The following is a 3,875-nucleotide window of genomic DNA, read 5'->3' as shown; positions in this document are numbered from 1 at the left end:
ATGGGGAGATGGGGAAATGGGGAGATGGGGAGATGGGGAAATGGGGAGATGGGGAAATGGGGAGATGGGGAGATGGGGAAATGGGGAGATGGGGAGAATTCTCTGTCTCCTGCACCTTATGCAGTCACGAATCGGGGAAACGGGGCATCTTGCTGTGGAACCGGCATCTTGCTGTGGAACCGGCATCTTGCCCGTTATCAATATTTTCACCACAGGCAGGATGCCCACCCCACTCATTCATATTGATCCAAAGATTCAGCAATGCCAGATTTTTTACCGATTCCCGACTCCCGATTCCCGATTCCCGACTCCTCTGGAGTTGTTACTGTTCAATCACTACTGCATTCAACCCGTCTAACCTTAAAGCCACTTGATAAGCCTTACCAACTTTCTTCAGTTTAAACGCTCCCAAGGATTGCAAAAATTTGGGGAATGTACCCTTTAAATTTAAGTCTCTCATCAACTGAGTAATGGGTCGAGAGTATTGTTTTTTAAATTCAGTAGCTATATGAGCGATGGGAACATAAGGATCTTTATAGTTTGTCTTCAAATCCTTGAGGAGTTTAACTAGTATCTCTTCTAAATCTGATTTAGATTCAATTTTAGATACAGGCTTAACAGTAGGTTTTAACTGAATAGTCTTCAAAGAAGAAGTCTTTTTAATGAAAGAAATTGGCTTTTCAAATAGAGTTACATAAAAATTTGAAGTCCCTGATATGTGATGAGTAACAAATTCCTTGGGGTAATCACTAAAAATATCGGTTGTTAGTTTTCCAGGCAAGCGCAGGGACACAACTTGATTGAGGGTAAGCTGATACTTTGATTCAAATAGATATGATAGTCTAGACAGGTTTACCCAAGCATTGGAAGTGCGTTTTTGTTCAGCTTTGAGGATGTCTTTGAGCTGATTAATAAATTCCTCAAGGGTGGGAATTTCTGGTACAGAAACCAGAGAATGGGCTTGAGTTTCACGAGTCTTGTTATTTAAAACAATGATCTTATCGTTTTGCTTACGCACCAAATAGACTTTTAGTCCATGGGTTTGTAGGGTGGTGCAAAGATGAGTCATCACCCCATCAGAGGAACAGACTAAGACTTCCTTGGCTGTTGGATAATGGATAAAGATAGAAGCGCCAACGGTAGCCATCTTAAAATCAGCGCTGTCCTTTCCTGGTGGGACGTGAATTAGCTCATAGCCACGAGTATGCAGTTCAGTGTCATACTTACCCATAGCACGCCAATTGGCAACAGCAATTTTGATTTGGATCGGGTAGGAACAAATTTGAGCTAGGAACTTTTCGGTTTCAGTATTGAGCCGTAAATTTTCGGCATCTAGCAGTAAGATGGCAATTCCTGTGCCTAGCTTTGGCAAAGGGGAAACCGATGTTGGGGTTTTATTATTAGTAGAGACAGCTAAGTTATGGGAATTATTCCCTGGCTTGGGTCGGATAGAGTGACGAAGTTTTTGGGTCAGTTCCCTAAACCTGGGGGAGTTGAAATAACCAGGAATAAACAGAACTTGCAGTAATTTCCTGACTTTGAGAATTCGTTGGGGCCAATCTTGCTCTTGGCTGAGCTCTGATTTGAACTTGGCCAGGAAAGCCGATTGATGACGGGGCTTATCCCAAGCGATTTTTCGGTATTTTTCCTTGAGTAATTCGGACTGCTGCTGCTGAACCTCAAGGATGGCTTGGTAGAGGTAAAGGCTAATTTCGTTGATCGCGGCAGAGTCATTCACGAATGGTTTCTGGTAGATTTGGTGAGTAATGTTGGGCAGAATATAAAAGCAGATCTATGAACCCAGTATATGTGAATAGCAAAGGGAACAGGGAGTCGGGAGTCGGGAGTCGGGAGTAGGGAGTGGGGAGTGGGGAGTCGGGAGTCGGGAGTGGGGAATATCGCATCAAAAATTATCACAATTCATTGTCTTGATGCAGTCGCTCATGGGGGAAACCCCCTTTGGCGGCGCTGCATCGCTTAGGTACCCTAAATATTTGGAAAAACGCGAGTTCCATAAAACTCAGGTGCTGGTAGATTGAAGGAGCTTCCAGCCAGAAGCCAGGAGTCGGTTAGGGTTAAATCTGTAATTATAGCGCTGATCAGAGTAATGAGGTATACAGAATTTTTCCCCTACTCCCGATTCCCGATTCCCGATTCCCGATTCCCGATTCCCCTTAACCCAAGACTAAAGTCCCTCAGGCAATTGAGAACTGGTATAGTAAAAATGACTCAGCTTAACAAATTGTAATCATGGCCAGAGACCTAAGGGGATTTATCCAAGAGCTAGAACAGAAGGGACAATTGCGGCGGATTAAGGCTTTAGTTGACCCAGATTTGGAAATTGCTGAGATATCAAACCGGATGCTACAAGCGGGTGGACCTGGCTTGCTGTTTGAGAATGTAAAAGGGTCATCCTTTCCGGTGGCGATTAATTTAATGGGAACAGAAGAACGGGTTTGCTGGGCGATGAACCGCTCAACCCCGGAAGATTTGGAAACTCTGGGCAAGAAGCTAGGGATGCTGCAACAACCAAAGCCACCTAAGAAGATTTCCCAGGCGGTGGAATTTGGCAAAATTTTGTTTGATGTGGTCAAAGCTAAACCAGGGCGAGACTTTTTCCCTCCTTGTCACCAGGTGGTGGTGCAGGAAAATGATTTGGATTTGAATACATTACCCCTGATTCGCCCTTATCCCGGTGATGCTGGCAAGATTATTACCTTAGGATTGGTGATTACGAAAGATTGTGAGACTGGTATTCCTAATGTGGGGGTTTATCGGCTACAACTGCAGTCTAAGACTACGATGACGGTGCATTGGCTCTCGGTCAGGGGTGGAGCACGACATTTGCGCAAGGCGGTGGAGAGAGGAAAGAAATTAGAAATTGCGATCGCACTCGGTGTTGACCCCCTGATTATTCTGGCTGCTGCTACTCCCATACCGGTTGACCTGTCGGAATGGCTCTTTGCTGGACTCTATGGTGGGTCTGGGGTCAACCTAGCCAAATGTAAAACCTTAGATTTAGAAGTACCAGCGGATTCGGAGTTTGTCCTCGAAGGCACGATTACTCCAGGGGAAATGTTGCCAGATGGTCCGTTTGGTGACCACATGGGTTATTACGGTGGAGTGGAGGATTCCCCCTTGATTCGCTTCCACTGTATGACTCACCGCAAGGATCCGATTTATTTAACTACCTTTAGTGGGCGTCCACCAAAAGAAGAAGCGATGATGGCGATCGCACTCAATCGGATTTATACCCCCATCCTGCGGCAACAAGTCTCAGAAATTGTGGATTTCTTCTTGCCCATGGAAGCTCTGAGTTATAAAGCCGCCATTATTTCGATTAAGAAAGCCTATCCAGGACAAGCGCGACGGGCTGCTTTGGCGTTTTGGAGTGCGTTGCCTCAATTTACCTATACCAAGTTTGTGATTGTGGTGGATGAGACTATTAATATTCGCGACCCCCGTCAAGTGGTGTGGGCAATTAGTTCTAAGGTTGACCCAGTCCGGGATGTCTTTATTTTGCCCAATACTCCCTTTGATAGTTTGGATTTTGCTAGTGAAAAGATTGGCTTAGGGGGACGGATGGGTATTGATGCTACTACTAAGATTCCACCGGAAACCGAACATGAATGGGGCGCAACGTTGGAGTCTGATGGGGATGTAGCAGCGATGGTAGACCGGCGTTGGGCTGAGTATGGGTTAGGGGATTTGGATCTCAAGGATGTTGACCCGAATTTGTTTGGTTACCAGATGTGATTTATAGGTCAGCGGTCAGCGGTCAGTGGTCAGTGGTCAGCGGTCAGCTGTCAGCCGTCAGCCTCAAATAGATTACTAGAAAGCGTTGCTGAATCTTCGGATGAATAGCAGTAGAGTGG

Annotated in this window: 4 protein-coding genes and 1 pseudogene; 3 read left to right on the top strand and 2 right to left on the bottom strand. The window is 45.6% G+C overall.

Translation table 11 applies throughout. From position 1 onward, the window contains the following. Nucleotides 1-358, top strand: a pseudogene (locus AC4II3_RS15175) (hypothetical protein); the annotation flags it as partial. Here the strand turns inward: AC4II3_RS15175 and AC4II3_RS15170 are convergent. Both AC4II3_RS15170 and AC4II3_RS15165 read right to left on the bottom strand, forming a co-directional pair. After that, on the bottom strand, nucleotides 323-1,738 hold the full coding sequence (locus AC4II3_RS15170) for an NYN domain-containing protein (RefSeq protein WP_488010434.1): 1,416 nt from the start codon (nucleotides 1,736-1,738) through the stop codon (nucleotides 323-325). The pseudogene AC4II3_RS15175 and the gene AC4II3_RS15170 overlap by 36 nt on opposite strands. Further along, complete coding sequence (locus tag AC4II3_RS15165; protein WP_488010433.1) at nucleotides 1,731-1,904, bottom strand: hypothetical protein; 174 nt, start codon at nucleotides 1,902-1,904, stop codon at nucleotides 1,731-1,733. Before AC4II3_RS15165 ends, AC4II3_RS15170 begins: the two co-directional genes overlap by 8 nt. Nucleotides 1,905-2,107: 203 nt before the next feature. Between AC4II3_RS15165 and AC4II3_RS15160 the strand changes: the two genes are divergently transcribed. Further along, entirely contained in the window at nucleotides 2,108-2,248 is a 141-nt protein-coding gene (locus AC4II3_RS15160; protein WP_488010432.1) for a hypothetical protein, read from the top strand. A gap of 2 nt (nucleotides 2,249-2,250) precedes the next feature. Further along, complete coding sequence (locus AC4II3_RS15155; RefSeq protein ID WP_488010431.1) at nucleotides 2,251-3,756, top strand: UbiD family decarboxylase; 1,506 nt, start codon at nucleotides 2,251-2,253, stop codon at nucleotides 3,754-3,756. Nucleotides 3,757-3,875: the final 119 nt, after the last annotated feature.

The sequence above is a fragment of the Moorena sp. genome, assembly GCF_982860115.1.
Note: the sequence above shows the minus strand (reverse complement) of the source record. Positions and strands in the feature narration are given on the sequence as shown.